Source organism: Paenibacillus sp. cl130 (assembly GCF_900116035.1).
GTDB lineage: Bacteria > Bacillota > Bacilli > Paenibacillales > Paenibacillaceae > Paenibacillus > Paenibacillus polymyxa_B.
The window spans coordinates 80,207-104,318 of sequence record NZ_FOYG01000009.1 but is presented as its reverse complement, the minus strand read 5'-3'; the positions used below and the strand labels follow the sequence as shown (position 1 = coordinate 104,318).

Annotated in this window: 21 protein-coding genes; 16 read left to right on the top strand and 5 right to left on the bottom strand. The window is 46.9% G+C overall.

Annotated elements, in window-relative coordinates; translation table 11 throughout:
• Nucleotides 1-131 precede the first annotated feature (131 nt).
• The 6 genes from BM358_RS21785 (at nucleotide 132) to BM358_RS21760 (ending at nucleotide 6,180) form a co-directional block, all read left to right on the top strand.
• Nucleotides 132-1,751, top strand: a complete 1,620-nt coding sequence (locus BM358_RS21785; protein WP_028541924.1) for an ABC transporter substrate-binding protein — start codon at nucleotides 132-134, stop codon at nucleotides 1,749-1,751.
• Nucleotides 1,752-1,823: 72 nt separating this feature from the next.
• A complete protein-coding gene (locus tag BM358_RS21780; protein WP_023986565.1) occupies nucleotides 1,824-2,774 on the top strand; it encodes an ABC transporter permease in 951 nt (316 codons plus the stop codon).
• A 4-nt stretch (nucleotides 2,775-2,778) separates the two neighbouring features.
• Nucleotides 2,779-3,624 carry an ABC transporter permease gene (locus tag BM358_RS21775; RefSeq protein WP_013308329.1) on the top strand — a complete coding sequence of 282 codons (846 nt, stop codon included), beginning with the start codon at nucleotides 2,779-2,781 and terminating at the stop codon, nucleotides 3,622-3,624.
• Nucleotides 3,625-3,682: 58 nt separating this feature from the next.
• Nucleotides 3,683-4,720 (top strand): ABC transporter ATP-binding protein, encoded by a 1,038-nt coding sequence (locus BM358_RS21770; protein WP_028541925.1) that lies wholly within the window; start codon nucleotides 3,683-3,685, stop codon nucleotides 4,718-4,720.
• A complete protein-coding gene (locus BM358_RS21765; protein WP_028541926.1) occupies nucleotides 4,713-5,675 on the top strand; it encodes an ABC transporter ATP-binding protein in 963 nt (320 codons plus the stop codon). Before BM358_RS21770 ends, BM358_RS21765 begins: the two co-directional genes overlap by 8 nt.
• Nucleotides 5,676-5,724: 49 nt before the next feature.
• Nucleotides 5,725-6,180 (top strand): hypothetical protein, encoded by a 456-nt coding sequence (locus tag BM358_RS21760; protein WP_028541927.1) that lies wholly within the window; start codon nucleotides 5,725-5,727, stop codon nucleotides 6,178-6,180.
• Nucleotides 6,181-6,250: 70 nt separating this feature from the next.
• On the opposite strand, the gene BM358_RS21755 is transcribed toward BM358_RS21760, so the two are convergent.
• On the bottom strand, nucleotides 6,251-6,865 hold the full coding sequence (locus BM358_RS21755; RefSeq protein ID WP_028541928.1) for a hypothetical protein: 615 nt from the start codon (nucleotides 6,863-6,865) through the stop codon (nucleotides 6,251-6,253).
• The gene (locus BM358_RS21750; protein ID WP_231517208.1) at nucleotides 6,858-7,733 is read right to left on the bottom strand and encodes a hypothetical protein; all 876 of its coding nucleotides are present in this window, start codon (nucleotides 7,731-7,733) and stop codon (nucleotides 6,858-6,860) included. Before BM358_RS21750 ends, BM358_RS21755 begins: the two co-directional genes overlap by 8 nt.
• A 177-nt stretch (nucleotides 7,734-7,910) precedes the next feature.
• On the opposite strand from BM358_RS21750, the gene BM358_RS21745 reads away from it, so the two are divergent.
• The 5 genes from BM358_RS21745 to BM358_RS21720 all read left to right on the top strand — a co-directional run bounded on the left by BM358_RS21745 (nucleotide 7,911) and on the right by BM358_RS21720 (nucleotide 15,608).
• Nucleotides 7,911-8,468, top strand: a complete 558-nt coding sequence (locus BM358_RS21745; protein WP_028541930.1) for a GNAT family N-acetyltransferase — start codon at nucleotides 7,911-7,913, stop codon at nucleotides 8,466-8,468.
• Nucleotides 8,469-8,739: 271 nt separating this feature from the next.
• A complete protein-coding gene (ppdK, locus tag BM358_RS21740) occupies nucleotides 8,740-11,412 on the top strand; it encodes a pyruvate, phosphate dikinase (protein ID WP_028541931.1) in 2,673 nt (890 codons plus the stop codon).
• 218 nt (nucleotides 11,413-11,630) lie between these two features.
• Nucleotides 11,631-12,929: an ABC transporter substrate-binding protein gene (locus BM358_RS21735; protein ID WP_028541932.1), complete on the top strand. Its 1,299-nt coding sequence runs from the start codon at nucleotides 11,631-11,633 to the stop codon at nucleotides 12,927-12,929.
• A gap of 414 nt (nucleotides 12,930-13,343) precedes the next feature.
• The gene (locus tag BM358_RS21730; protein ID WP_023986584.1) at nucleotides 13,344-14,072 is read left to right on the top strand and encodes a LytR/AlgR family response regulator transcription factor; all 729 of its coding nucleotides are present in this window, start codon (nucleotides 13,344-13,346) and stop codon (nucleotides 14,070-14,072) included.
• A 432-nt stretch (nucleotides 14,073-14,504) separates the two neighbouring features.
• Complete coding sequence (locus tag BM358_RS21720; protein WP_023986585.1) at nucleotides 14,505-15,608, top strand: hypothetical protein; 1,104 nt, start codon at nucleotides 14,505-14,507, stop codon at nucleotides 15,606-15,608.
• A gap of 79 nt (nucleotides 15,609-15,687) precedes the next feature.
• On the opposite strand, the gene BM358_RS21715 is transcribed toward BM358_RS21720, so the two are convergent.
• Nucleotides 15,688-16,524 carry an AraC family transcriptional regulator gene (locus BM358_RS21715; RefSeq protein ID WP_028541934.1) on the bottom strand — a complete coding sequence of 279 codons (837 nt, stop codon included), beginning with the start codon at nucleotides 16,522-16,524 and terminating at the stop codon, nucleotides 15,688-15,690.
• Nucleotides 16,525-16,661: 137 nt separating this feature from the next.
• On the opposite strand from BM358_RS21715, the gene BM358_RS21710 reads away from it, so the two are divergent.
• Nucleotides 16,662-17,948 (top strand): Gfo/Idh/MocA family protein, encoded by a 1,287-nt coding sequence (locus BM358_RS21710; RefSeq protein ID WP_028541935.1) that lies wholly within the window; start codon nucleotides 16,662-16,664, stop codon nucleotides 17,946-17,948.
• Between the two features lie 111 nt (nucleotides 17,949-18,059).
• On the opposite strand, the gene BM358_RS21705 is transcribed toward BM358_RS21710, so the two are convergent.
• On the bottom strand, nucleotides 18,060-18,899 hold the full coding sequence (locus BM358_RS21705) for a carbonic anhydrase (RefSeq protein ID WP_028541936.1): 840 nt from the start codon (nucleotides 18,897-18,899) through the stop codon (nucleotides 18,060-18,062).
• 217 nt (nucleotides 18,900-19,116) lie between these two features.
• Here BM358_RS21705 and adhP point away from each other — a divergent pair, with 217 nt between their 5' ends.
• On the top strand, nucleotides 19,117-20,133 hold the full coding sequence (adhP, locus tag BM358_RS21700) for an alcohol dehydrogenase AdhP (RefSeq protein ID WP_023986589.1): 1,017 nt from the start codon (nucleotides 19,117-19,119) through the stop codon (nucleotides 20,131-20,133).
• A 76-nt stretch (nucleotides 20,134-20,209) separates the two neighbouring features.
• On the opposite strand, the gene BM358_RS21695 is transcribed toward adhP, so the two are convergent.
• Nucleotides 20,210-20,575, bottom strand: coding sequence for a winged helix-turn-helix transcriptional regulator (locus tag BM358_RS21695; protein ID WP_028541937.1), 366 nt, complete (start codon nucleotides 20,573-20,575; stop codon nucleotides 20,210-20,212).
• 187 nt (nucleotides 20,576-20,762) lie between these two features.
• On the opposite strand from BM358_RS21695, the gene BM358_RS21690 reads away from it, so the two are divergent.
• The 3 genes from BM358_RS21690 (at nucleotide 20,763) to BM358_RS21680 (ending at nucleotide 24,022) form a co-directional block, all read left to right on the top strand.
• A complete protein-coding gene (locus BM358_RS21690; RefSeq protein ID WP_028541938.1) occupies nucleotides 20,763-21,959 on the top strand; it encodes an MFS transporter in 1,197 nt (398 codons plus the stop codon).
• A 31-nt stretch (nucleotides 21,960-21,990) separates the two neighbouring features.
• Complete coding sequence (locus BM358_RS21685) at nucleotides 21,991-22,833, top strand: aldo/keto reductase (protein WP_028541939.1); 843 nt, start codon at nucleotides 21,991-21,993, stop codon at nucleotides 22,831-22,833.
• Between the two features lie 166 nt (nucleotides 22,834-22,999).
• Nucleotides 23,000-24,022: a LacI family DNA-binding transcriptional regulator gene (locus BM358_RS21680; protein ID WP_023986592.1), complete on the top strand. Its 1,023-nt coding sequence runs from the start codon at nucleotides 23,000-23,002 to the stop codon at nucleotides 24,020-24,022.
• Nucleotides 24,023-24,112 lie beyond the last annotated feature (90 nt).

Sequence of the window (24,112 nt, the reverse complement as noted above, 5' to 3'; positions counted from 1 at the left end):
CTAGATTCGATCACATAATGTCTGGAATGCTAATGACAAGGGGAATAAACAGTTTTTGATCGATTGTAAATCCGACTATTCCGATTTATAATAAATTTATTACATACTAAGAGGACACGGGGGCTAGAGCGATGCGTCGTAATTTGACTGGTGTATTGGTATTAATTGTATTAATGTTGGTTGTAAGTGCATGCTCCGGCGGGAATTCTGGATCTACGTCTGAGACGAATGGGAATACGCCTGGTACAGCTACCACAACAGCTGATAACGGACAGCCTAAAGATGGCGGCAGCCTGATCATTGGCGTACAAGCTGATCCGGTGGTGCTGAATCCAAACTATGCGGGTGATCGGGTAAGTCTGACGATAGACCAGGCGATATTCGCACCATTGTTTCAAGTGAACAATGGCAAAAAGACATTTTATTTGGCAGACAGTCTGACTCCTTCAGCAGACAAGCTGACTTATACACTAAAACTGAAAAAAGATCTGACTTGGCATGATGGCGAGAAGCTGACAGCTGACGATGTCGTTTTCACCATTAACAAAATTTTGGACGAGAAGCAGCACAGCTTTTTGAGAAGTAATTTTATGGTTAATGGCAAACCGGTACAGGCGAGCAAGGTTGATGATACAACGGTCGATTTTAAGCTTCCTCAGCCAGCTCCTGCTTTTGAGGCAGCACTGGTACAGGTATCCCCGATTCCGAAGCACATTTTCGAGAATGAAGCGGATATTGAGAAAAGCACGAAAAACAACTCTCCGATTGGATCAGGTCCTTTCAAATTTAAAGAGTACAAAACTGGTGAGTACGTTACACTCGAACGGTTCGATAACTATGTTGGCGGCAAGCCGCATCTGGATTCAGTAACATACCGGATTGTTAAAGATTCGAATGCTGCGAATTTGGCCCTTCAAAATGGTGAGATCAATGTAAACTATCTCGATCCGCAAAATGTAGAGACCATTAAAGCAACAGATAAGTTTGACATTTTCCCTTACAGCGAAGGTCGCTTGGCTTATCTGATGTTTAATGAAAACAGTGATACGAAGCAGTTGAACAAAAAAGAAGTACGTCAGGCGCTTTCTTATGCATTGAATCAGGATGAATTGATTCAAGTCTCCTATGGTTCCAAGGATTATGCAGATACTGCGAAATCTGCTCTGACACAGGATGTACTGTATCACACGAACGACGTTGCATTTTTCAATAATGATGTGAACAAGGCGAAGGAGCTGCTGAAATCGGCTGGAGCTGAAGGACTGAAGCTGCGCATTATCATTCCGGGCGGCAACAAGGTACAGGAAGCACAAGCGCTCTATATCCAGCAGAAGTTAAAGGACATAGGCGTTCAGCTGGACGTGAACAGCATGGATTCCTCGGCATGGTCGCAAAAGTTCGTCGATACGAATGCCAAGGACTTCGATCTGGCGATCAGCGGCTATATCATGGGGTATGACCCTGATGCATATCGTATTTTGTATAGCACCGGATCGTCCTCCAATTATTCGCATTATTCAAATAAAGAAGTGGATAAGCTGCTGGAAGAGGGCGCGGGTGAGTCGGATACGACTAAACGTGGAGAAATTTATAAAAAGGTACAGGAGCTGCTGGCTGAGGATGCTGTCATCTACCCGATTGCTTACACCAAGACTATTGTAGCCTTCGACAAGCAGTATGGCGGTATTGATCAGGCTGTGTTGAAGCCGGTCGTGATTTTCGAGGATTTGTCCAAAATTTATCACAAATAAGACAGGGTTTTCAAAAATAAGCTGGGCTAACCAGCTTATTTTTTTCGAAAACAGCAAGGGGAAGGGAAACGTATGAGACAACTCATCGCCAGAAGGTTGCTGCAAGTTATACCGATGCTATTTTTTGTGTCCATCGTCTGCTTCGGCTTGATCAAGCTGGCTCCAGGTGATCCGGTTCTCTCTTTTGTTACACCGAATATGCATCTGGAAGACATTGAACGAATGAGGCATAGCTTGGGGCTGGACCAGCCCGCTTATGTGCAGTACATATTATGGCTTAAAAAGAGCCTAACGGGTGATCTCGGCTACTCGCTAATTAATCACCAGCCTGTGCTGGATCAGATTCTCGATCGTCTACCGGCTACAGCCGGGTTAATGGGCGCATCTATCATACTGGCTGTGCTGATTGCAATTCCACTCGGTTTGACGGCTGCGGCTAATCGGAATCGCTGGATCGACAAGCTCATTAATCTGATGTCGTACATCGGGATTTCTGTTCCGCTGTTTTGGCTCGGTATTTTACTTATTTATTTATTTGCGATTTATCTGCACTGGCTTCCGAGTACAGGGATGCGTACCATCGGTACGGATTCGGTGCTGGATGTGATTAAGCATGGAATTTTACCATGTTTTGTACTGGCCTTCGGCTTTCTGTCTGTGTATGTGAGGTACATCCGTTCCAGCACGATTACGCAGCTCAAGGAAGAGTATGTGCAGATTCAATACGCGTTTGGGTCTGGAAAAAGACTGGTTTTGTTTCGACATGTGCTCAAGCATGTGCTGCTGCCCATCATTACGCTGCTCGGAATGTCGGTTGCGGACCTGGTGGCTGGAGCCATTGTGACGGAGACGGTATTTTCCTGGCCGGGCATTGGCTCGCTGGGCATGACGGCGGTAAAAGGAATGGATTATCCCGTCATCATGGGGATTACTTTATTTTCCGCTCTGCTGCTGATCCTGGGTAATCTGCTTGCAGATATCTTATACAGCATTGCGGACCCGAGAATTAAATCAACGAGGTGAATTCATGAATCGGAGCAAATGGCGCAACATCGGGATCGAGCTGATGACGAGCAAAATGGGCGCCGTCGCCCTCATACTATTGATCGTATTCTCGCTGGGGGCGATTTTCGCATTTTTATCGCCGCAGGACCCGAATAAGTTGAACGTGCTGGAGCGTCTCCAACCGCCGGGAGCGGCACACTGGTTTGGGACGGATGATTATGGGCGGGACTATTTTACAAGAGCACTGTACGGTGGACGTGTATCATTGCTGGTAGGTTTTGCGTCCATGATTATTGCGACCAGTATCGGTGCAGTGGTAGGTATTGTGAGCGGATATTTTGGAGGATGGATCGACAATCTGCTTATGCGGGTTTTGGAGCTGATCATGTCGATTCCGTCTTTCTTGGTTATTTTGCTGCTGAGTGTGTTTTTGAAGCCGGGCGTCGGCAATATCATTGTCATTATCGCCCTGCTCATGTGGATGAACATTGCCCGGGTGGTTCGTGCAGAGACAATGACGTTGCGCGAACGGGAGTATGTACTATACGCCAAAGCTTCGGGACAAAGTACGTTTGGTATTATTATGAAGCACATCGTACCGAATCTGATTCCGGTAATTATCGTAGGGGCGACGAACAATATCGCTTCAGCGATTATGATGGAATCGTCACTGAGCTTCCTCGGCTTTGGTGTTCAGCTACCGAACGCTACGTGGGGCAGTATGCTGAATAATGCCCAAGGATATATTGCACAGGCCCCATATATGGCATTATTCCCAGGTCTACTTATTTTACTGACTGTGTTGAGCTTTAATGTTTTGGGAGATGTGTTGCGTGTAGGCTTTGAACCCAAATTAGTAAAACGATGATTCATAGCACAGATCCATTACAAATGGCTCCAGGAGCGACAGGAAGGAGCGAAACACAATGACGGAACATCTACTGTCCGTCGAACAGCTGGAGGTCTCCTTTTTCACTCGTGAAGGGGAAAATCAGGCAGTTCGAGGGGTTAGTTTTCATATTGATGCTGGAGAAACGGTAGGAATCGTAGGAGAATCCGGCAGCGGCAAAAGTGTTACAGCGAAAGCGATCATGTCGATGATCGCCCCGCCGGGCAAGCGGCTGAGCGGCGATATCCGTTATCGGGGACAAAGTCTGACCGCCCTGACGGAAAAGCAATGGCGCAAAATACGCGGAAACCAGATAGCGATGGTCTTTCAGGACCCGATGACCTCACTGAATCCGGTCAAAAAGGTTGGCTATCACCTGGTTGAGGTGATTCGCAGACATCGAGGACTGAGCAAGGAAGCGGCTACGCAAGCAGCTGTAGAACTGCTGCGACAAGTAGGCATTATCGAGCCGGAGCGCCGAATGAACCAATACCCGCATCAATTCAGTGGCGGGATGCGCCAGCGGGTGATGATTGCCATGGCGCTCTCGTGCAGCCCGGAGCTGCTGATTGCAGATGAGCCGACTACAGCGCTGGACGTGACGATTCAGGCGCAAATCTTGGAGCTGCTCAAGACGCTGAAGCAGCAATCCGACATGTCGATTGCTCTGATCACCCATGACCTGGGCGTCGTCGCCCAGGTGTGTAGCCGTGTCATCGTCATGTACGGCGGCATGGTGATGGAGGAGGGGGGCGTGGACGATATCTTTTATCGTCCGGGCCACCCGTATACGCAGGGCCTGCTGCGTTCTGTGCCCCAGCGCACGAACGGCTTCCGCGAGCGGCTGGTGCCGATTGAGGGCACGCCGCCAGACCTGCTGAACCCGCCATCGGGCTGTCCGTTCATGGAACGGTGCCCGCATGCGTTTGCCCGCTGTGTGGAGCGGCCGCCGATGGTGGAGCTGCGCCCGGATCAGCGAGCAGCCTGCTGGTTGAACGAGCCGGACGCAGTGCCTGCTGGAGTCTACGAGACGCCCGAAGCGGGGCAAGCGGAAGGGGGGAATAACGGTGAGTGAAGCAAACGATGTATTGGGTGAGCATCAGCCCTTGGTAGAGGTACACCAGCTTAAGAAGCATTTTGTGACCGCAAAGGATTTGTTAGGGCGTAGCTCTGAGGTGCTCAAGGCGGTGGATGGCGTGAGCTTTCAAATCAAGCGTGGTGAGACGTTCGGACTGGTCGGTGAGTCAGGTAGTGGGAAATCAACGGTTGGACGCTGTCTGACACGGTTATACGATTATACAGAAGGTACGGTACGCTTTGACGGTCAGGATATTTCCAAGCTGAACGACAAACAGCTCAAGCCGCTGCGTCGGCGCATTCAGAGCATTTTTCAGGACCCATATTCCTCTCTTAATCCGGGTATGAACGTGCTTGACCTGATCGGTGAGCCGATGGATATTCACAGATTGCATCAGGGGAGTGAGCGTAAGGATGCTGTAGTGGCTTTGCTTGAAAAGGTAGGGCTGAAGCGGGAACATCTGTATCGCTACTCGCACGAGTTCAGCGGCGGGCAGCGCCAGCGGATTTCCATCGCTCGTGCTCTCTCCGTGAACCCCGAGTTCATCGTCTGTGACGAGCCGATTTCGGCACTGGATGTGTCCATCCAGGCGCAGGTCATTAACACGCTGGAGGATCTCCAGCAGGAGTTCGGGCTGACGTACCTGTTCATCGCCCATGACTTGTCGATGGTGCGGCATATTTCAGACCGAATCGGTGTGATGTACCATGGGCGACTGGTAGAAGTAGCTGATGCAGATGAGTTGTATGAGCAGCCCGCTCACCCTTATACGCAGGCGCTGCTGTCCTCCATCCCTGTGCCCGATCCGAGAGCAGTCGGAGAGCGGGAGGGACTGGGGGGAGGCTTGGCCCAACCAGACGGCTCATTAGTATGGGACAAGGATAACAACAGTGCAACCGAGCTGAGAGAAATCAGTCCCGGCCATTATGTAGCATACCCGGTTAACCGTTAGGGTTAAGAGCGGTTGTACGATGTGCATGACCCAAAGGAGGTAAAAAACGATGACTGAATTGACGAAAAGAGTACGTATTTCCCAATGGGACGCACTCTTGCTGGAATCATTACGCTCTTTAGGCTGGTCCCAAGACGAATTAATCCGTCGGGTGCAGCAAAATGAGCTGCCAACGGACGGACCATCCGATTTTGATTATACAGAGCTTGTCACCGGACTGGCGTCCAAAGAGCCGGAGGTGTTTGTCAGCGCGGTAACGGACGGATATCAGATCAAGTACAATACGATCCGGGGTATTCGTTCGTGGATTGCCGTTGCGTTCGGGCGGGAGCCTGAGCTGTCACTGGAGGAAGGAAGCGAAGCTGTTACATCCGAACTGACGAAGGCTGAGTATGATCGGCTGGAGAGAGTGCTGTCGTTAGGCTGGTTCATCCAGGAATTACGTCCCGCGGCTGGCGAGACTTCAGGATTATACCGAATTGTACCTGCTGCACAGACGAATTAAATATTGTTTATGGAGTAACGCACTTTACCGGAAATTGAAACGAGCTGACCGTGGAGGTCAGCTCGTTTTTTTAATGCAATCCTTCTTCATCTTTTTTATTCAGCATGACCAGACTATTGTGAATGACCCGTGTCATGCAGTAAAAGAAGGCCATTCTGGTGGTTTGCATGATAGCTTCCAGCAACATGGACATCGACTCCATATGGGAAAAATGTAAGATAAGAATCCGGTTAATAATCCCTTCACCAAACCAGACAAAATATAGCGGAACAATCATCTTTTGAATATAACGCGCTTTGCGCTCCAATTCGGGGTGGAGCGCAAAGTAGCTATAAATATGGGTGAATGTATTGGAGAATCCCCACAAGTTAATAAAAGGAATCATGCGAGCAATGGCTCCCACGGTACGAATCGGATAATCGGAATGCTTTTGCCGGATGGCTTTATGTACTTGAACTAGCCAGATCAGATAGGTTACAAAACACATGTAGTATAAAACAAAGCTAAAAACTGTAAATTTTTGCTCCAGCTCGTATAGATGATCGTAATAAAAATCATTTGCGTAAATATACACTAACGTAAAAATAAGGATGAGAAATTCACCCATAGTGCCCACTGCTAGTAAGGCTTGATGTACACTGCCAGCTGTCTTGGACGGGAATGCTTTGGAATCTGAATCATTCAAGATGTACTTCCTCCCAGTCTAGTTGCTTCAAATACACGATAGCATCTTCCAGTGTTTCTACGGGGATAATGCGTAGCTTGAGTCCATGCTCCTTTTGGACTCGGGCAGCTTCTGCTTCGTTGCCTTCCTCACCGTACCATTCATAATCTGCCGGTACGAAAAATAGATCAACCTTTGCAGCCTCGGCTCCCAGCAGCTTTTGCTCCAGTCCACCGACCGATCCGACATCTCCGTATTCTTCCATCGTGCCAGAGCCTGCGATTTTGTGACGTCCGCCATCTGAAAAGTCGATGTTATTGGCTTCCTCATACAGTCCGATGCCTGTCATCAGACCCAAGGAATTTCCCGAAAGATCCTGCAAATGAGTCAATAGCTCCGCATAGCGAGCATCCTCCAATTTGCTAAGATTCGAGAACGTCGCCGTAGCCTCAGCTGTGTCGCTGTCTACGCTTAATTCCGTCGCTGCATGTACGGCTTGCATGGCAGAATATTTTAGCGTGTCCGTCTCTGTGAGGTCCTTCAAATAAGAGTCCACTTCATCAGGGGCAAGGGGTTCAAATGTAATCGCTCCCCCGGATACATTTTCACTGGAATATACATTCCAACGCTCCAGGAGATTGTTAGCAATACCCGTTTGAACAGACGCAAAAAACACGCTTCCCTGAACGCCAAGATCTTTGACCGGATGCATTTCTCCTTGCAAAATATACTGTGCAGGCATAGGCCGTGTTCCAATAAAGGCAGCGATAGCCGGGATCAGCAGCAGCGCGAAGATGAGTATACGTTCTTTGTTTATGCCAAATATCTTTTTGAGGAGATATGGATTACGGCTTGGCACCTCATTCACAACCTTTCCATCTTTTCTCATACGGATATCATCGGTTGAAATGATTAGAAAGGTTACATTTTTCACCATAAATGATCGATAAGAGTATAGCCGTATTTATATTATAGAGGTAATGAAGAGGATGATTTTGTAGATTTAGACGCTCATTTTTTATGCTATATTTTATACATAAGGAAAATTTGAGAGTTGAGGTGCAGCATGACATCAATGACTATTGTCAAATCATCCGTCACACCAGAATTAATGGCTTTTCAGGCAAGCACTGAAGATCAGGCTGAGGTTCAGGAGTTAATTTTAAAGACGGCCAGATGGCTGCACAGCAAAGGCTCCACACAATGGGGACGCTTACTAAAAGGAAAAGATGATCACAACTTGGGCGGCGCTATTGCACGCGGAGAAGTGGTTATTTTCCGAGCATCAGAGGATCATAGCCTGGCAGGCGCAGTGATCTTGCAGCAGCAGCCCAGTGCATGGGACCGTAAGTTGTGGGGACTAGACGAAACGGATTCTGAAGGAGGAACCTCAGTATATCTGCATCGTTTGGTTGTGGATCGCGATAGCACTGGGAAAGGGCTAGGCCGTGAGCTGATGCAATGGATTGGACAAGGCATCCACTTCACAGGCAAGGATCGAATTCGTTTAGACTGTATTGCGGGCAATGACAAGCTTAGCGAGTTTTACAGACAATGCGGTTATACGTATATAGGCGAAACGAACGGCTATAATATTTTTGAAAAGATGCTAACAGAGATGTAGAAAAATAAAATCTGAGCTGAGCAAAGGGACGTCTAGACAGATGTCCTTTTTGTTTTTTTAAATCGTGTCATTCTATCCCGATATACGTCTAATTCCGAATTAAAGTGTTTTATAAATAAGTTTATTCATTAATTAAAACATCATAAATGAATGTTATAGGTATATATTACGTCATATATATTGAAATTTCCTCCTGATTTGTGTTACAACTTTAAATAGACATATAGATTAATTCAGGCATGTATCTCGATAAGTGGAGGGAATGAATTTAATGCTGAAAAGAGTGTACTCATTTAACGAAGGTAAGTTGGGGATGAAAGCGCTACTAGGAGGAAAAGGCGCTAATCTCGCGGAAATGACGACACTGGGTCTCCCGATCCCTCCCGGCTTCACGGTGACCACCGAGGCGTGCCGAGCCTACTTTGCTTCAGGCGGCAAGCTTCCGGAGGGCTTATTGGGGGAGATCGTAATCGCCCTGCACGACATTGAGGAAGCGCAGTCGGCTATATTCGGAGATACGGAGCGGCCTTTGCTGGTATCTGTCCGTTCAGGCTCGGTAACCTCAATGCCCGGTATGATGGATACGATTCTGAATCTGGGTCTGAATGATGAAACCGTGCGTGGATTGGCAGAACAGTCGAGAAATGAAACCTTCGCCTATGACTGTTACCGCAGATTTATTCAAATGTTCGGCGAGGTCGTGCTAGGGATAGACTCCATCCATTTTAATCAGCTTCAGGAGCAGAGCAAGCAAACCAACGGGCGTGTCAGTGACCAAGAGGTTAGCGCAGGAGAATGGAAGGAACTGATCGCAAATTATAAAGATCTTGTCGCAGAGCGGAGTGGACAGCCGTTTCCACAGGATGTGTATCAGCAACTGCAACTGGCGGTGGAGGCTGTATTCCGCAGTTGGAACAATATGCGTGCCAAGGTTTACCGGAAGGCTTTCGGCATTCCAGATGAACAAGGAACAGCAGTGAGCATTCAGGCCATGGTGTTTGGCAATCTCGGCAACGATAGCGGAACCGGAGTGCTCTTCACCCGCAATCCCTCCACAGGTGTGAAGGAACTGTACGGTGAGTATATGGTAAATGCTCAGGGAGAGGACGTCGTGGCAGGAATAAGAACGCCTAACCCTATTCCACAACTTTTGGAAGAGCTGCCGCTAGTCTATGATCGTCTGGAAGAGCTGGCCTCATTGCTGGAGTGTCATTACCGGGATATGCAGGATATCGAATTTACGATTGAAAAAGGCAATTTGTATCTGCTACAGACGCGCAGCGGCAAAAGAACGGCGCAGGCGGCTGTAAAAATAGCTGTGGATCTGGTGGAGGAAGGGATTATCAGCAAAGAGGAGGCTATCCAGCGGATCGAACTGTCCCACATGGACCAGCTGCTGCATCGCTCCATTGATACTTCCACACCGCTGGAGGCAATTACCCAAGGTTTGCCAGCCTCGCCTGGCGCAGCGAGTGGGCGTATTGTATTCGACGCGGATACGGCAGTGAACTGGACGAAGGATGGGCAAAAAGTCATCCTGGTCAGTGTGGAGACCTCACCCGATGATGTTCACGGAATCATTGCCGCCGAAGGGGTGCTGACGAGTCGAGGTGGGATGACCAGCCATGCTGCTGTGGTTGCAAGGGGCATGGGTAAACCCTGCATTTGCGGCTGTGACGCGCTGAGCATTGATCTGAGCAGTCGGAGCGTCAGTATCGGTACCCTGACCTTTCAGGAAGGGGAGGATATTTCACTCGATTCGACCACCGGACAGGTGTACCAAGGCAGTCTGTCGCTCAATGAGCCGATTATTACACCGGAGTTACTGAAGCTGCTGGAGATTGCGGACGGCATTCGGACGTTGAAGGTCTACACTAATGCGGATACGCCACTCGACGCAGTCAAAGCCCGTGAATTTGGAGCCGAAGGCATCGGGCTATGTCGGACGGAGCATATGTTTTTCTCTGGCAATCGTCTACCTATCGTTCAGGCGATGATTTTGGCCGATGATCAGGAGGAGCGGATTCTTCATTTGAATCGTCTGCTCCAAATGCAACAATTTGACTTTGAGGCTATGTTCAGTGCGATGGACGGTTTACCGATGACGATTCGCCTGCTGGACCCGCCGTTACATGAGTTCCTGCCGAATCTGGAACAGCTTCAGGAGCGACATCGGGAGCTTGTGCTTTCCGGCGGCCATGCAGAGGAGCTCCAGCGTCTTAAAAGCACTATCTCCAAGGTTCATGAACTACGGGAAATTAACCCTATGCTGGGTCTGCGCGGTGTTCGGCTGGGCATTCTGTTTCCAGAGATATACGACATGCAGATTGAAGCGATCTTTAAGGCCGCGGAAGCGGCACTACGCAGGGGCGTGGATGTGAGACCGGGGATTATGATTCCGCTGGTCGGTCACTCCAATGAACTCAAGCAAATGAGGGAACTGGTTGATAAGGTAGCTGTTCAGGTGCTTAGCGAGGAATTTAAGTGGTTCAAGTATCGGGTGGGCACCATGATTGAGGTTCCAAGAGCAGCCCTGCTGGCAGATAGCGTGGCCCAGTACGCGGACTTTTTCTCCTTTGGAACCAATGATCTGACGCAAATGACCTTTGGTTACAGTCGAGATGATGCTGAAGGTAAATTCCTCGGCTCCTATATGGAAAAAAACATACTGGAAACGAACCCTTTTCAGGTGTTGGATCAGGATGGCGTAGGCAAGCTGATCGAATGGGCTGTTGTCAAAGGCAGGGCAAAAAAGCCTTTTCTGGAGACAGGTATCTGCGGCGAGCATGGCGGGGATAGTGAGTCTATTCTCTTTTGTCACCGCAGTGGACTGGACTATGTCAGTTGCTCACCGTACCGGGTGCCATTTGCCCGCATTGCCGCTGCCCAAGCAGCTTTGCTTGTCAGAGCGGAGCAACCTGAGGGATCGTTGTCCGCTTTGTAGCTTATTAGCATATTCAAGGCAGCCTTGCTTCAAAGGCTGCCTTGTTCGTTTTACAGCAACATTGATATGCAGATCTCGTCGAGAACAATAAATTTTATATAGAAATGAAAATGGGGATATCGTGTCTCGCCCTCCTACATATGATGATAGGGAAAGTTTTGTAAGCGTTTCAAAAAAAGAAGACATACAACCAAGTGAAGCTACAGGAGGCGGTTAAGGTGGACAATTACATGAGCTGGATAAAGATTGGATTTTTCCTCAGCGTTCTGTTTTTGCTTGCAGCGGCATGCAGTACCTCTCCCAAAATAAAGAACACAGACGGGCAAAAAGTGCGGCTTACGATGCTGGCTTGGGGTAATCCTGCGGAGGTGAAGGTGTATCAGCGGGCGCTGGATGCATTTGAAAAGGAAAACCCATATATCGAGGTTAAGCTGGTGCCTGTGCCGGGAGACCAATATGAGCAAAAGCTGCTGACACAGCTTCAGGAAAGTCGCGGACCGGATGTGTTTTATGCGTATGAACCGACGATTGCGCGTTTGATCGGGGCGAAGCAGGTGCAGCCTTTGGGTGAGTTTTTAAATAGTGATGCGAGTGATGTGAAGGCTGAGGATTTTCCGGAAGGATTGTGGGGACCGGCAAAGTGTGACGGGGAAATCTATGGGGTCACTCCCGACTCCAACCCGATGGTCATGTATTACAACAAAAAGGTATTTAAGGAAGCAGGCGTGAAGACGCCGCAAGAATACTATGACGAAGGCAAGTGGAACTGGGATGCTTTTGAGGAGGTTACATCCAAGCTGAAGGCAGCTGGAAAGCAGGGTTATATTGCGGAAAACTGGTGGGCTCACTGGTATTCATGGGTGTGGTCGAATGGCGGTCAGATCTTTGATGAACAAGGCAAATATGTGCTGGACCACAATGAAAAGGGCAAGGAAGCCTTCAGTTTTATGTACGATATGGTGAAAAAGGGAAATGCGGTATATCTCGGCTCGCTTCCCAAAGGGCAAGGGGCTGACGCGATGTTCATGTCCAATCAAGTCGGCATGCTGGCGGCGGGAAGATGGCTGGAGCCCTTGTTTAGTCAAAATAAAAGCCTCGACTTCGATTATATCTACTGGCCATCCAATACCGGTAAGAATGAGCCCGTCGCCATTCCGGTTGCCTATGTAGCTGTAAACAAAAATAGTCCGCATGTGCAAGAGGCCATGAAGCTGGCAGCATTCTACGTCTCTGTGAAGGGGCAGGAGGCGCGGCTAGTTGAAGGCGGGAATGCCATGGGTACACTTGCTGCGGCAGATGAGAGCATTAAGAAAAAGGCGACAATTGAGCATTCCAGCTATTTGACTGAGGGATGTAACATAGGGCATGCTCATGGATCTGCACTGGCCTATGATGCTCAGGTGCCGGGGTTGAACTCGGATATCACGGAAACCATCGACCTGATGTTTCTGGGCAAGCAGGATGCTGCGGCAACCATTGAAAAGTTGAATCAGATCATATCCAAGGCGGTCAAGTAGGCACGGGATGGGCCGTGACCGGGGAGGAAGGTGACAAGATGCAGAAAAAGCATCAAGCGCTGTGGGGCTGCCTTTTCATTGGCCCCCAGCTTCTGGGTCTGTTAAGCTTTTGTTAAAAATTGTTTTCCAGGTTCTGATTAGTTACCCCTTAAAAAGTCAGAGTTTCGCCTTAAAAACAAGCAAGGAATTCGAGTCGCCCATGTAGAAGTTGTTGTTGTCGAGGGAAAAAAGATTCCAAATAAGTCGTCTCGTGCTACGCCGTATTATGAAGGAAACCCGTCTGAAGATGAATTGCCCGTCCCCGTCATAGAATCACATATCAAGCAATTCGGTAAAGCGCCGCAGGCTGTAGCCACCGACCATAAATTTTCAACACTTGTATCTTAACTGTACAAATGAAGGAAGTGGTATGCCGTGAAGGTCGTAATTTGTGAAGACGAATGTTATTGGCGCGATGCGTTAAAAGCGTCTATATCTCGGTGGGCTTTAAATAAAAATATAGAGCTGCAATGTGCTGATTTTTATTCGTCCCAGAAATTAATTCAATATCTTAATGCTCACATAGATATAGACGTAGTTTTGCTCGATATTTCGCTAAGTAGTGAAGAAGATATTGATGGGATGACTACAGCAAAGCATATCCGAAAAATGGGCAATCGGGTACCTATCATTTTTGTTACCGTTGATTCTGCTCGTGCTATTGACGGATATTTAGTGGAAGCAATGGGCTTCTTGAAAAAACCTATTGACGAGAAGCGACTTTCGCTATTTTTGGATAGAGTAGTGAAGCAAAAAAAACCGGAGCGAGTGTTCACTATCATAGCAGAGTCCACCATAAATAGTGTTCGTCAAAGTGATATAGTTTTTGTGGAAGTGAATAATCATACGATAATCTATCATACAACAAAAGAGGAAATCTATCTTAGAGGAACCTTAAACAAAGTGATGCAGTTATTAGGCTGTGAAAATTTTATCCAGATACATAGGTCGTATGTAATTGCAAAATCTAAAATCTACAGAGTAAAAATAACTTATCCATATTCCGTCGATATTTTTAATGGTCATGAGATTACCAATCTCCCTGTGAGCAGGAATTATATTACTAACCTGCTTGAGGTATATTCAGATGATGTATTGCAGTGAATATTATAAATACAGTATGCTTTCTTGAAGTCTTTTGAACGAAATGTAGCGTCGTACTGATACCCTTGGCGTAATCAGTCCTATCATCAGAAAGGCATGCCCAAATTAATGAAGGGTGCCGCGAAACAGCTAATTTACAGCTGGTTTGCGACACCTCTTTTAGTTGTCCGGACGGAAATTTACTCGTATTTCATGCTGTTTACGACATCAACATACTATCTACGCCAGTCCATTGAAATTTCTTCTGTACTATTTAATAATCTAGACACAACAGAAAAAACGATTGACTCATATTCAAAACTACGAAAGGAGAATGCGAGTGATATAGACTTTTACGTTATGCATCTTAGAGATGATCATGTAGATGACTTCCTAGAACGAAGCTTACTAATTTTTTGAAAATAAGTATCTCAATCGTGAAAGGAGTACATTATGAAATTTGTCAGAAAAAGTGTTAGTTTTATTTTGGCAATACTGCTCATGTACAGTGTTTCAGTAGTTCCCTCTTTCGCGGCAAGTGAAACAACGTCGCAAGCGGCTAAGGAAGAGACGAAGAAGGCAGAAATTCAATCCATGTCCTCGATACCGTATTCTGCAATGGATACTCAAAAATTTGAAAATCTAGATGAAATATCTCCGGACGAAGCGAAAAAGATTTCCACAGATTCAACCCAGAGCAGAACCGTTAAACCGCAAAGCGCATGGGGTATCTCTGAACCTGTATTTGTAGGAGATGGCACTCTCAGTGATTCATTTGATAGCTACGCGGTTTCTCTCACTGCAAAGCAGCTATCATTCCTAAAGCTGGATTCCAGCAATCCAAATCTGTTGGCTATTCTGTACAATGTCAATGCCAACGGCTCGTTAGGCAGTTCTACTGGATGGGGTGTTAAAGCAAACGGAGGTCAAGCATACATTAATATCCCGGCAGGTAAATATGCGATTGTAATTGGTTCTGCGACAGGTGAAGAAAAAGGCAGCTATAAATTGATGTGGAATGCTTCCAATCCATCGGGTGCCTCTGCCATTATCAATTGTACAGCTGACCTTTCCAGAGTCGTATTGTATTATGATCTTTCAACGATCCGCAGCAACGGAGATAATATCTTAACGGGACTCAATTGGGAAAACCACGAAACCTGGTATACCCCAAATGGGTATTCCGCTAGAGATATGAGCATTTCAGTAGCTGAAGTAAAGGGCGTATATTTGGGGTCGTTCTCCAGTAGTGCACCCTATTCTGCTCCAAATGCATTACTGATTGAAATCAATAAGGGGTCATGGCTGTATAGTAACAGCTATTATCGTAATGTAAAAGGAGATGTAACCCATATTATGGATTACACCGATCCTTCGGGTCTTCAAACTCCGAGAACCTTTGGAACAGGGGAAGCCGATTTTTCGTATGGTCCTAATTACATCGTTATTAATTTGGACACATTCCAGGTTTGCGAGTTCTTAAGTCCATTCAATTATTTTTATACTTCAGATGGTGGCCGCACCTATTCGCTTACCAAGCTACAAAAAATATCTTAAATCGAAATCTTCATCATTGTCTAAAAGCAAATTATTGAAGGCATCACCTTGATGGGAGTTAAGGAGTAGGGGCATTCCTCTACTCCTTTTTGTATTTTTTTCGGTACTGTAGCGGGGTGTGCCCGGTAAGATGCTTGAATACACGACCAAAGTGAGCAATGCTGTCAAAGCCCGTTTTTTCAGCAATGGAGGTTACTTTCCAGCTCGTTTCTCTCAAATACGCACGAGCCTGCTGCACCCGCACATCCTGAAGATATTCTACTAAAGTAAAACCTGTTGTCTGCTTGAAAATACGGCACAAATATGTGCTGCTAATATAAAAATGCTCAGCCAGCTGATCTAGCGACAGGCTCTCGTCATAATGAGCATGCAGGTATGCAATGACCGAGTACACGCGCTGCTGCTTTTCGCTACGTTCCGGTGCAATGGTATCGGCAGTGGCCGATTGTATGCGCCGGATGCGGATAATGAGCTGGAGTAGCAAGCTTTGGAGATATAGTTGGCGGTAGGCATGTTCTTGGTGGTATTCATCTAGCATTTGCCGGAATAGATGCTCCAGCTCGCATTGTTCTTCCGCGGAGGGGCGAAGCAGAAAGCTTTTTTCTGGCAGAAGAAGCTGGTTCTGATCGCTGGAGGGAGAGACATTCATTGACGAGGCTGCAAATTCTTCATCAAAGTTAATCAAAATCCGTTCATGGCTACCACTACCCTTGTTACTCGTACGGTGAAAATCATGTTTGCTGATCCAAATCAGATCGCCCTTCTGGAGCGCGTATACCCGCTGATTAATGTAGTAGTAGCGCTCTCCTGCCAGCAAATAATAGATTTCGTGCGCTTGGTGGACATGGTCGGCAGACATGCTGAATGGCACCTTCCGCAGTGCTTGCTCGATGGCAAAACGGGGTGTAGCGATCATATCGATAGTCTCCTTTAATAAAAAATGCATAAGGATAATATATGTACACTTTACGGGAAAAATCATAATAAAAGCGAAGATTTCGCTCTTTCTTATACTATAAAATAAAAGCAATTCATGTAAAGGGTGTGAACCAATTGCCTAAAATCAAATATGCACTTGTGGGTACCGGAGGAAGAGCCGAATTTTTTTACGGTGAAGTTGTTACCGTTTTCAAAGATACCTCGGAGCTGATCGCGTTCTGTGACGTCAATCAGACGAGAATGGATTATGCCAATCGGCTGTTGCAGGAGAAATACGAGCATGAGCCGATTCCGACCTATAAAGCTCACGAGTTTGATCGGATGATCGCGGAGACGAAGCCAGATATCGTCATTGTCACGACCATTGACCGGGTGCATCATCGGTATATTATCCGGGCGATGGAGCTGGGCTGTGATGTCATTTCCGAGAAGCCGATGACGGTGGATGAAGATAAATGCCAAGACATTTTGGATGCCATAGACCGCACGGGACGGAAGCTGCGCGTCACCTTTAACTACCGCTATGCGCCACACAATACGAAAATCCGTGAGGTCATCATGGACGGAACGCTCGGAGAGGTGCTGTCGGTCAATTTCGAATGGCTGCTGAATACACAGCATGGCGCGGATTATTTCCGTCGGTGGCACCGAGACAAGCGCAATAGCGGCGGTTTGCTGGTGCACAAGTCGACGCATCATTTTGATCTGATGAACTTCTGGCTTGGCTCAAAACCGGAGACGGTGTATGCGATGGGGGATCTGAAATTTTACGGACGGGAAAATGCGGAGCAGCGTGGCGTGACGGATTTTTATCAACGAGCTTACGGCAGCAAGGCAGCGGAAAATGACCCCTTTGCGCTACACCTGGACCGTAACGAGCATCTAAAAAGCATGTATCTGGACGCTGAGCATGAGGATGGCTATGTGCGGGATCAAAGCGTATTTGGCGACAATATCAGCATTGAAGATACGCTGAGTGTCATGGTGAAGTATCAGAACAAGACGGTGATGAACTATTCACTGAATGCTTACATGCCTTGGGAGGGCTTTATCATCGTATTTAACGGCACGAAGGGACGGATGGAGGTTCGGGTATCCGAGCAATCTTATGTTAATTCCGGCGGCAGCAAGGCAGATGAGGGTGCGCTAAAAGAGAAGACCATCACCATCTATCCCCACTTTGCAGCACCTTATGAGGTCGAAGTGGAGGAAGGCCAGGGTGGGCATGGCGGAGGAGATCCAGTTATGCTGCGTGATATTTTTGATAAGCCAGCAGAGGATCGGTTTCATCGTGCGGCCTCACATATCGACGGTGCATGGTCCATTTTAACAGGCATCGCCGCCAACCGTTCTATGCGTACAGGTCAGCCGGTGAAGGTGGAGGAACTGGTGCGCTTGTAATAAGCAGTAAATTTAATACCGAAAAGCCCCCTCTAACTAGATGAATAGAGGGGGCTTTTGGGTTGTATTTATATATAGAATGCACCTTACATCTTACGGCACTTTATTTTATTATTTATCGGCAGTCAGTTCCCGGGTTCCCAGCTGTTGTACAGGACGATGGTTATCGGGGAAAATGGCAGCAAACTGGTTGATTTGGTCTGCGGACATTTCAATAGGCTGCTCCAGCACTGTCCAATTGACATGTTCTGTGCATGGCGGGGTAGTCAGCGATCCGTTGTAGCGAACGGAGTGCAGGTCTTTTGGCAGCAGCGCAGCGAGATTTATTTCTTCATCTAGAGCCGCCGCTTCTTGGGAATTATCCTTTGGTAGTTTGGACCAAATGCGGTTGAAAGCCTTGTTTTCTTTGCCACTTTGGATAAGGACCCCTAAGACAGCTGTGCTTCCGTTGTCGCTTTGATGGACAAAATGAAGCTCCATTTCAGCATTTTTACCATCTATTTGGTGTTCGCTCGGGTGATGAAAATGAAACTGCTTTAAAGTGAATTTAGTACCGTCCAGCATGATGCTATTGCTGGCATCGGCAACATTGATTTGCACAGTGTGCCCATTATTCAAAATGGATGCTTTCGTATTAGTGTAATGAACTTGCAGCGGTTGCTGCGTTTGCGATGCTTCCAAATGGGTATGCTCTATATTGACAGGAGATTGTTCGTGGCCGTTACCACAAGCAACAAAATCTTTTTCCAGCTCTCCCCAATGTTCCGGTCCCTGATCTCCTTCATAGGACCAGTGTGGGCCTTTCTGAACAACTGCATGAGCGTTGTTAGCCGATGAGGATGAAGTGCTGGTGGTACTAGAAATGGCGGGCTGTGAATTGCAGCCTGTTACCGACGCGACCAAGATAATGGAAAATATGCTGAACAGGCAACCTTTCCAGTTTTTTTTCATGTTTCTTTATCCTTCTTCCAAATAGAGTATGTGAAACTTTTTACATTGTAAATTATTGTACAAAGTTCCTACAAGGGTCCAAGGACTTAGAAAGAAGCGTTTTTCGATTAAATAGTTTTAAGTTAGATTTATATTTGTCCTTTTTGGGCAAAAATTACTATAATAATGAAGTGTGCATTACAAAATAATTCCATATCTAATTAAAGGAGAGATCTACATGAAAGCAGCAATTGTTACAAAAGACAAGAAAGTCAGTGTAGAAGAGAAACCTTTACGCTCCCTGAAGCATGGGGAAGCGTTAGTCCAAGTCGAATACTGTGGAGTTTGCCACACAGATTTACATGTGAAAAATGCAGATTTCGGTGATGTCACAGGCAGAGTTCTGGGGCATGAAGGTATTGGAAAAGTCATTGAATTAGGCGAAGGAGTAACCAGTCTTAAGATTGGTGATCGCGTAAGTATTGCCTGGATGTTCGAAAGCTGCGGTCACTGCGAATATTGCCTAACCGGGCGGGAAACGCTGTGTCGTGAAGTTAAAAATGCCGGATATACGGTAGACGGTGCAATGGCAGAGCAATGTATTGTCACAGCTGACTACGCGGTCAAAGTACCAGATAGTCTTGACCCTGCTGCTGCAAGTAGTGTAACTTGCGCAGGGGTTACAACATATAAAGCAGTTAAAGTAAGTGAAATCAAACCAGGACAATGGATCGGTATCTTCGGCATTGGCGGCTTGGGTAACCTGGCTGTGCAATACGCCAAAAATGTATTCAATGCTAAAGTTGTAGCCTTTGACATCAGTGATGAAAAACTAGAACTGGCTAAACAAATTGGTGCTGACTATATCGTTAACAGCATGAAAGAAGATCCGGTCGCCCGAGCTAAGGAGCTAACAAACGGTGCTGGTCTGGACGCAACCGTGGTTACTGCTGTTGCCAAAACACCTTTCAACCAGGCCATCGACGTTGTAAAGGCTGGCGCGCGTGTTGTAGCTGTAGGTCTTCCAACTGATAAGATGGATCTGGACATTCCACGTCTGGTTCTGGACGGCATTCAAGTTATTGGCTCCTTGGTCGGCACTCGTGAAGACCTTAAAGAAGCGTTCCAGTTCGCTGCAGAAGGTAAAGTCGTCCCTCTTGTACAAAAACGTCCGATCGAAGACATTAATGAGATCTTCGAGGAGATGGAGCAGGGCAAAATCCAAGGACGCATGGTCATCGATTTCACAAATTAAAATGATGTCCAATTCGTAACCCTTGGAATTCGGAGAGAGAAGCGCCTGCTGATGTATGCAGGCGCTCTTTTTGGCTTTACAGCTTATTCAGAATGTTATCTTCCAAAACCGTAGATTTATCCCCGTATTCTTTAATAATATGTCTTTCTCCCCAAGCACAAAGAGAATCTAAAATGCCTTTCAGACTACACCCATATTCACTAAGCTCGTACTCCACTTTGGGTGGAACCTGATTATAGCTAATCCGATTGACAATGCCGTCTTCCTCTAATTCACGAAGCTGCTGAGTCAGCATTTTTTGTGTTATGGAAGGCATCATCCGTTTTAATTCGCTTGTCCGCATCTTTCCATGTGTCAAATGACACAGAATCACGCATTTCCATTTCCCGCCGATCACCTCTAACGTCGCCTCAACAGAGATGTTGTATTTTTTCTTCCCCAATGCAGATCCCCCCATGTGTATCACTTCTGTTATACATACCTTAACAGCCTGTTTTAATCAAAAAGAACTTTATCTAGGGTACTTTTTAGTACCTATATCACTAAAAAGTACGTACTGTTCATATTTGCTTGAATAACTCATAATAACATCTGCTGGTCGAAGATTTCTATAGATAGGAGTGAAAAACATGTCGCCAGAATCAAAACGAAGTATCTGGCCATTACTGGCTCTAGCCGTAAGCGCCTTTGCGATTGGAACAACCGAGTTCATCAGCGTGGGACTACTTCCCCTGATTGCTGAAGACTTGCATATATCTGTAACGATGTCTGCACTAACTGTAACGCTATATGCATTAGGGGTTACCATCGGGGCACCTGTCTTGACTTCATTAACATCAAGTGTTCCCCGTAAAACGTTGCTGCTGTGGATCATGATTATATTTATTGCAGGTAATAGCCTCGCTGCGGTCTCTAGCGGAATAGCCTTGCTGCTGATTGCGCGTGTGATCTCAGCGTTCGCCCATGGGGTGTTCATGTCTATCGGTTCCACCATCGCGGCCGATCTTGTGCCGGATGATCGGCGAGCGAGTGCTATTTCCATTATGTTCTCCGGGTTGACCGTAGCCACAGTCACAGGTGTACCTTTGGGTACCTACATTGGGCAGCAATGGGGTTGGCGGGCTGCATTTATGGCGATTGTGGTCGTCGGTGTAGTGGCACTCATCGCCAATCTGATTCTGCTGCCATCTACGCTGCGCAAAGGGAACAAGACTCCTTTCCGCGAGCAGGTCAAACTGGTTACCAATGGTCGCTTGCTACTCGCATTTATCATTACAGCTTTGGGGTATGGAGGCACATTTGTGGTGTTTACTTATTTATCTCCATTACTTCACGACATAACCGGATTTCAACAAAGTACGGTAACGTTTATACTTTTGCTGTATGGAATTGCGATTGCCATCGGTAATGTCATTGGCGGAAAAGCAGCCAACCGCAAGCCGCTTTCAGCTTTGTTTTACATGTTTTTGATTCAAGCAGTGATCCTTTTTCTCCTGTTGTTCACGGCACCTTTTAAAACGGCAGGACTGATTACGATCTTCTTTATGGGATTGCTTGCGTTTATGAACGTGCCCGGGCTACAGGTATATGTAGTCATGTTGGCCGAAAGGTTTGCACCCAAAGCTGTCGATGTTGCCTCTGCTGTTAATATTGCAGCTTTCAACGCAGGGATAGCCATCGGAGCTTATCTAGGCGGGATTGTAACGGATTCACTCGGTCTCATTCATACGGCCTGGATCGGGAGCATTATGGTTTTCGTTGCGGTTTTGCTCACAGGCTGGAGTCGTATGCTCGAAAAAAGGGATACAACCACCATTACAGGTTAAAGCTTTTAAAAAATAGAGAGGAAGATACAAAATGACACAAAACTTACAAAGCACAACATTGTTAAACAACGGAGTTCACATGCCTTGGTTTGGCATTGGGGTATTTAAAGTGGAAGAAGGTTCGGAGCTGGTCGATGCTATAAAGGCTGCTGTAAAGCATGGCTACCGCAGTATAGATACAGCTGCAATCTATGCGAATGAAAGCAGTTTAGGGCAGGCTATTCAGGAAGCCCTTCAGGAAAATAATCTGTCCAGAGAAGATCTGTTCGTCACGTCCAAAGTGTGGAATGCAGATTTAGGCTATGAAGAGACACGAGCAGCTTATGAAGCCAGTCTGGACAAGCTGGGTCTGGAATATCTGGATCTATACCTGATTCATTGGCCAGTTCAAGGAAAGTATAAAGAAGCTTGGAGAGCGTTGGAATCCTTGTATAAAGAAGGACGGATTAAGGCGATTGGAGTCAGCAACTTCCAGATTCATCATTTGGAAGATCTCATGAAGGATGCTGAAATTAAGCCAATGATCAATCAAGTGGAGTTCCATCCACAATTAACCCAAGCCGAGCTGTTGCAATTCTGTCAAAAGAACGACATTCAAATGGAAGCCTGGTCCCCGTTAATGCAAGGCCAATTGCTCGATCATCCGGTACTGCAAGACATAGCGACCAAGTATGGCAAATCGGTGGCGCAAGTGATTTTACGCTGGGATGTGCAGCAGGGAGTTGTCACCATTCCCAAGTCTACCAAGGCGCATCGGATCGTCGAAAATGCCGACATTTTTGACTTCGAACTGACGCGCGAGGATATGGATCGAATTCAGGCGTTAAATGCCGATCTTCGAGTAGGTCCAGATCCGGATAACTTTGATTTTTAAAATTACGTTCATTATGATACGCCGTTTCCTTCTTCAGAAGGGACGGCGTTTTGTGCATGATGGGTCTGGAGCCACAGCAATCCAATCCCGCCATATGGTATTATAGGGTTATGTGAAAAGAGACGTTTTGGAAGCATATGAATATGAAAAATCTCCGGGGGACTTCATGAATAAGACGATTGCAGATATAGCCCAAATGGCTGGTGTATCCAAGAGCACGGTATCCCGTTTTTTGAACGGCGGGTCTGTCAGCGTGGATACGAAACGTAAAATTGAAAAAGTGGTTAAAGCCACGGGGTATGTGCCCAATGCCTTTGCCCAGAGTCTTAAGGCGAAGCGGACCAACATTATCGGCACCGTTGTGCCGCGTCTGGATTCTTTTGCGACATCCCATACGTTGATGGGGATTGATGAGGAGCTGCGTTCTCAGCATTATCAGATGCTGATCTCCAATACGAGCCAGGATGTTCAGCGTGAAATTGAAGCTATTTATGAGCTGGGCCGACAAAAGATTTCGGGTATCATTTTGCTGGCTGCTCAAATCACAGACGACCATCTGACCGCGATTCGTGACATCGGTATTCCGGTGTTGCTGGTGGGCCAGCAGCACGAGCAGCTTCATAGCCTTATCCATGATGACTATCGTGCAGGATATGATATCGGCACGTACGTTTTGTCACAGGGACACCGCGAAATTGCCTACGTTGGTGTTACTGAAAAGGATGTTGCCGTCGGTGTGCAACGCAAGGAGGGCTTTAGGCAGGCTGTTCGCGATGCATTGCCTGCTGAGTCTCATACGGACGATGCGATGCGAGCAGCAGGGTATGATATCAGATACTATGAGACCGGATTTAAAATGTCCGATGCACGGATTGCTGCATCCGCCATTTTGGACCATTTCAAGCCATCGTTAATGGTGTGTGCTACGGATAATATCGCGCTGGGCGTAATCAATGCGGCTTATTCCAGAGGGATTGTCATCCCGTCGGATTTGTCGGTAACTGGCTTTGGGGGATACGATATTACGGAGGTCATTCACCCTGCCCTGACAACCGTTCAATATCCGTATATGGAGGCTGGACGTGTAGCAGCGCAAAATATTATGCGGCTGGTAGAACATAAATCGGTAGAAAAAGTGACGGTCATGAATTATTCCCTTATCGAAAGAGAAAGCGTTGACAAACGCTGAACAAGTGGATTATAATTTCTTCGAAACCGGTTCCATAGCATTCGGGCACAAATGGAATCGGTTGCAAATCCATGGATGAGTATATATTTT